Origin of the sequence: Pseudoalteromonas sp. (assembly GCF_041613455.1) — a bacterium.
In the GTDB taxonomy this organism is placed as follows: domain Bacteria; phylum Pseudomonadota; class Gammaproteobacteria; order Enterobacterales; family Alteromonadaceae; genus Pseudoalteromonas.
The window spans coordinates 1-5,764 of record NZ_JBFJHD010000192.1 but is presented as its reverse complement, the minus strand read 5'-3'; the positions used below and the strand labels follow the sequence as shown (position 1 = coordinate 5,764).

3 protein-coding genes and 1 pseudogene are annotated in these 5,764 nt (G+C 44.0%); all 4 read right to left on the bottom strand.

The features are described from left to right. Positions 1-740: pseudogene (locus ABYB02_RS13865) on the bottom strand (xanthine/uracil/vitamin C permease); the annotation flags it as partial. Positions 741-1,170: 430 nt separating this feature from the next. After that, positions 1,171-2,001: a 2,3,4,5-tetrahydropyridine-2,6-dicarboxylate N-succinyltransferase gene (gene dapD, locus ABYB02_RS13860; protein WP_372763012.1), complete on the bottom strand. Its 831-nt coding sequence runs from the start codon at positions 1,999-2,001 to the stop codon at positions 1,171-1,173. Positions 2,002-2,010: 9 nt separating this feature from the next. Then, on the bottom strand, positions 2,011-4,629 hold the full coding sequence (glnD, locus tag ABYB02_RS13855; protein ID WP_372763011.1) for a [protein-PII] uridylyltransferase: 2,619 nt from the start codon (positions 4,627-4,629) through the stop codon (positions 2,011-2,013). 69 nt (positions 4,630-4,698) lie between these two features. After that, the gene (gene map, locus ABYB02_RS13850; protein WP_372763010.1) at positions 4,699-5,484 is read right to left on the bottom strand and encodes a type I methionyl aminopeptidase; all 786 of its coding nucleotides are present in this window, start codon (positions 5,482-5,484) and stop codon (positions 4,699-4,701) included. Between the last annotated feature and the right edge of the window lie 280 nt (positions 5,485-5,764).

Below are 5,764 nucleotides of genomic sequence, written 5' to 3'. Positions count from 1 at the left end.
GGCAGGTAGTGCCAAATTTGATCAAAAGCCGGCACGTTAATACCCCATTCAATAGTAGGCAGTGGGTATTCTTTCACACCCCAGCCAATGGCCATGGTGATCAGCATGCCCGGCACCATGCCATAACTGGCAATGATTTTGGCCCAGCGAAACTTTTCCGTGCAACTGCGAAATGATAAAGAAAACAGCACATATACAGTCACCAAGCCCCCTATAGTTAATGAGATAGGGGTGTTAAATAAGCGCCCGCCGGGGGATATTTCACCCGAAATAGCGGCAATACCAGCACCTAATAAAATCCCTGCGGTTAAGGAGCGGGGAATATTTTCAATTAGCTTAGTGCCTAATCGAGTAATGCCCATAAAAAAGAAAATAAAGGTCACCATAAGCTGTAAAGCTACCAACGACTTAATGGCCTCGGGCCCCGGTTCAAAGTCGCCAATAAACAGCAGTACCACAGGAATGGCGGGGGTGATCCAGCCGGGTACAAACGGCACACCAAGCATGGTCGGCAACATAAAACCAATACCGCCAATTACCACATAGGCAAGCGCCACATCGTAGGGCAAACCGAGGTACTTTTCTAACAGGGGGATCATTCCCATTGCAATAACAAACATCACCAATGCTTGAATGGTTTCCGCCAGTTCCCAGCGATAATGAATAAGTGGTAAGCGAATTTTGAACGGGCCCGCTGGCCAATAGGGTTGCTCTTCCCCGTAGTTGCGTTTTAACGACATGTTATGTTCCTTAGTGAGTGGATCCTTGTGAGAGTGGTTAAAGAATAATCGAGCGAGCATACGGTGGCTATTAGATGAAAGTTTTATGTTAATAATGAAAACAAGGTGTTTACAGGTTTGGCTGTGGCAGCAAATTAACATAACTCTCGCCACTGTTAATCTAGTTTGTGCTTAGATGGTTGATAAATAGTGTTTATTTTTAAATTTTGGGAGAATATAGCGAGTGTAGTGCTAACAGGGAGTGATTCAGCAACAGGGAGAATGAATTAAATTCATTATGCGGGTTAGCTTATGTTATACCAATTAGCATAGTGTGCACTTTCTGGCATAAAATAAAAAAGCGCTATAACCACAGGGCTTAGCGCTTTTGAATAACTAATTAACGTGCTGCTAAAGCACTTAACAGCAAAGAATAGCTAAAAGCTAGCGCTTATTCTTCATCAATTGAGCGAAGCAGGGCGTTGATGCCTACTTTTTCGCGTGTTTGCTGATCGACTTTTTTCACTATGATAGCCGCGTATAAGCTGTGAGTGCCGTCTTTTGATGGTAGCGCACCTGGTACAACAACTGCGCCTGCAGGGACACGACCGTAGTGTATTTCACCGGTTTCGCGGTCGTAAATACGCGTGCTTTGGCTGATGTAAACGCCCATTGAAATAACCGCACCTTCTTCTACTATCACCCCTTCTACAATTTCAGAGCGGGCACCGATAAAACAGTTGTCTTCGATGATTGTGGGGTTCGCTTGTAGTGGCTCTAAAACGCCACCTATGCCTACACCACCCGATAAGTGTACGTTTTTACCAATTTGCGCGCACGAGCCAACAGTGGCCCAAGTATCAACCATAGTGCCGTCGTCTACAAAGGCACCAATGTTGACATACGAGGGCATTAGTACCACGTTTTTACCAACAAAACTGCCTTTGCGCGCTACGGCATTAGGTACAACACGCATGCCACCTTGTTGAAATTGCTCTGGAGTGTAGTCGCTAAACTTCAGCGGTACTTTGTCGTTAAATTGGTTAACGCCGTCATTCATTGGCGCGTTGTCACGAATTCGGAACGACAGTAACACGGCTTTTTTTAGCCATTGGTGTACTACCCATTCACCCGATATTTTTTCAGCGACGCGTGCTGCGCCGCTATCGAGTAACTCAAGCGCGTCGATAATGGCGCGTTTAACGTCGCTTGCCACTGTGCTTGGGGTGATGTTGTCGCGGTTATCCCAGGCGTTTTCGATGATATTTTTTAAATCTGACATAGTGTCCTCTTATTCTGTTTCTGCGTTGAGTTTTTTACGCAATGCTTGATGAATTTTGGCTTGCTCTTCGTCGGTGAGTGCTTGGTATTCGTTATTTGATACCACGAAGAAATCTTCTGCACGTTGCCCCACCGTGGTAATACGTGCTGCATGAATATGTAATAAATGTGCTTGAAAAACCTCGGCTATTTTAGTCAATAAGCCGGGTATATCAATGGCTTGAATTTCGATTAAGCTGCGATCTTTACGTGGATGCGGGCGCAGCACTATCTTAGGCTTTATATTAAAGTCTTTAAAGCGTTGTGAGCGATTCTTTTTAAAACGAATTTTTTTCCGTGGCTCAAATAATGCTTGCTCTAAAACGCGTTTAATGGATTGTGCGCGGCCACTGGCAATGGGCTCGCCGTTTTCTTCCAAAATAACAAAGTTAAATAACACGTAGCCATCTTTAGTGGTGAGTACTTGGGCATGCTGAATTTGTGCTTTTTTAGAACCAATAACACTCACTAAACGGGCAAATAATGGGCCCGAGTAGGGGCTGTAGACAAATACTTGCGTGCCCCCATGCATGGCTTTATTTGACACCACCACGCTGGGTTGACTCAAATCAGTACTGTTGACTAAGTGCTCACTGTGCCACGAAATTTGCTGCTCACTAAAGGCGGTAAAGTAATTGGCTTTAAAACGGCTCCAAATTAAATCAACTTGATCTTCCATATAACCTAAGTTGAGTAAGCGCTGTTTTGCTTGGTGCTTTTTATCGCGAATTTGGTCGCGCTGATCCATTGGGTTTTCCAGCCCTAGGCGCAATGCGTGCTGGGTTTGCACATACAGTTCACGTAGTAGTGTGTTTTTCCAGTCGTTCCATAAATTGTCATTAGTGGCGCGAATATCGGCCACGGTTAAACAATAAAGGTAATCGAGTTGGCGTTCATTTTTAACTCGAGTGGCAAATTCTTTGATCACCCCAGGGTCGTTTATATCCTTACGCTGAGCAGTAACCGACATAAGTAAATGGTTACTAACCAACCAAGCGATGAGTTTGCCATCGGATGCCGGAAAGGCGTGTAGTTTAGCAAAGGCCAGTGCATCAACGGCGCCAAGCTCCGAGTGATCGCCACCGCGTCCTTTAGCAATATCATGAAAGATACCGGCTAAATACAGCAACTCAGGTTTATCCATGCGCGTGACGATTTCGCTACAAATAGGAAACTCGCTGATGCCGGTTCTATCAAAATACTGATAAATATTGTTGATTAAGCGGTGGGTATGCTCATCCACGGTGTAGGCATGAAATAAGTCAAACTGCATTTGACCAAAAATGTTGCGCCATTGTGGTAAATAGGCGGCGATCATGCCGTGTTTGTGCATTAACGTAAAAGCGCGCCCCATGCCATTAGGGTGCTTTATAATGCGCAAAAATGCTGCACGGCAGGCGGCATAATCTTGTAAGTCACCTAATAAACGACGCCGCACTTGGCGAATAGTACGAATGGTGCTGGGGTATATATGAGTGATCTCAGGGTTGTCGGCAATATGTTCAAACAACACAAATAATTGATCGCGCCTGAAAAACACCGAAGGGCTTTTCACTTTAATTTGATGCCCGACACGTTCAAAGTTACGATCCAGCTCAGTGGTCACCGCTTCGTTACTTTCAGGGGAAATACTTTGTTCAAAGTAAGAAAGTAGCATTTGATTAAGTTCGCGCACGCGGCTCATTATTCTAAATAAGCGTTTCATCATGCGTTCGACCGATGATTTACCATCACTGCCAAAGCCAAGTATTTCTGCCGCTTGCGGTTGGTGATCAAACAATAAGCGGTTTTCTGAGCGCCCCGCGGCTAAATGCAGCGCAAAGCGAATATTCCATAGGTTTTCCAAGCACTCTGACAGCTCTTGAAATTCTTCGTGGGTGAGGTAACCATGGTTGATCAGCTCTTGCAAGGTTTCGGCACGAAAGTGCTTTTTAGCTACCCAAATAATGGTTTGCAGGTCGCGTAAGCCCCCGGGGTTTTCTTTAATATTGGGTTCAAGGTTGTACGCGGTACCGTGGCACTTTCTATGACGCAAGTGTTGCTCTTGCACTTTGGCTAAAAAGAATTCGTTAGAGCGCCATACCGGCGTGTCAATCAGGTGTGTTTTGAGCTTTTCAAACTCAATATGATTACCAAAAATCAAGCGGCTTTCTAGTAGGCTAGTGGCAAAGATGACGTCTTCACGTTTTTGCTCAATAGCTTGCTCTATGGTGCGTACACTGTGGCCAATCTCTAAGTTGAGATCCCACAGCATAGTTACAAACTGACCTATTTTATTACTAATGTCATCGTTAGGCGGTTGCGTGACTAATAATAAAAAGTCGATGTCGGAGTAGGGGTGGAGTTCGCCTCGCCCATAACCGCCCACAGCGATCAACGCTAAATCAGGTTCATGTGCTAAATCATACACATGAAACAGCTTGATCAGCAGGCGGTCAATAAATTCAGCCCGGGCATTAATTAAATTTCCAACCGGTTGTTTAGCAAACTCGTTATAGAGCCATTTATAAAAATAGCTAGAACAATCGCGGTAATCACTGAGTTGCTCTGCGTCGCTGAGCAACTTTTTTACTTTGTTGGGTAATGCCACCGGGGCTGATTCCTTATTGAATAGCTAATTGATAAAATAAGTGGTTACTTATTAACACCAACCGCTATTTTAGTGCTCAATGATCCTGTCGATAGTATCATCCGATCGTAGTGTTAAAATTTCAACACCCTTTTCAGTGACTAGCAAAGTATGCTCCCACTGAGCAGACAAGCTACGGTCACGCGTAACTACGGTCCAGTCATCTTTGAGCAGTTTACATTGACGCTTACCAGCATTAACCATAGGCTCAATAGTAAAACACATACCCGCTTGTAACACTTCGCCAGTACCAGCTTTACCATAGTGCATCACTTGTGGCTCTTCATGGAAGCCGGCACCAATACCGTGGCCGCAGTATTCACGTACAATTGAGTAGTTAAAGCTTTCAGCGTATTTTTGAATGGCTGCGCCAATGTCGCCTAAGCGCACACCTGGTTTTACCATTTTAATGGCCAGATAAAGGCTTTCTTGCGTCACTTCAGCAAGGCGCTTGCCTTGAATGTTTGGCGTACCAACATGAAACATTTTAGAGGTGTCGCCATGATAACCATCTTTAATAATAGTGATATCTATATTAATGCTGTCACCGTCTTTTAACGGTTTGTCATTCGGAATACCATGACAAATTACATGGTTTACTGAAGTACAAATTGATTTCGGGAAGCCATGATAATTTAATGGAGCAGGGATTGCTTGTTGCACATTTACAATATAATCATGACAAATCGTATTTAGCTCATCGGTGGTCACGCCCGGCACCACATGCGGTTCGATCATCTCAAGTACTTCTGCCGCTAAACGCCCGGCAACACGCATTTTTTCAATTTCTTCAGGGGTCTTGATAATAGCGCTCATTGAGGCTCCAAAGTCAAATTTTGAACAAATATCAGCGCACAAATTTTGCACGCGATGTTGAGTATTTAATTTTAATATGGTATAAAGCGCGCCGTCTTTTTACAAATAAATTCTTAAATGATTTTTTGTATTTAAGGCTACACAATTTTATTTTAACACACACACGTATCGTCACATACACTTGGGTGCATTAGAAGTTTAAATACTTCGGTGTTGGTGCTATGGGATATGTGGAGGCCTAACCCTAAACAACTATAGAGGATCTATAAAATGGCAAACG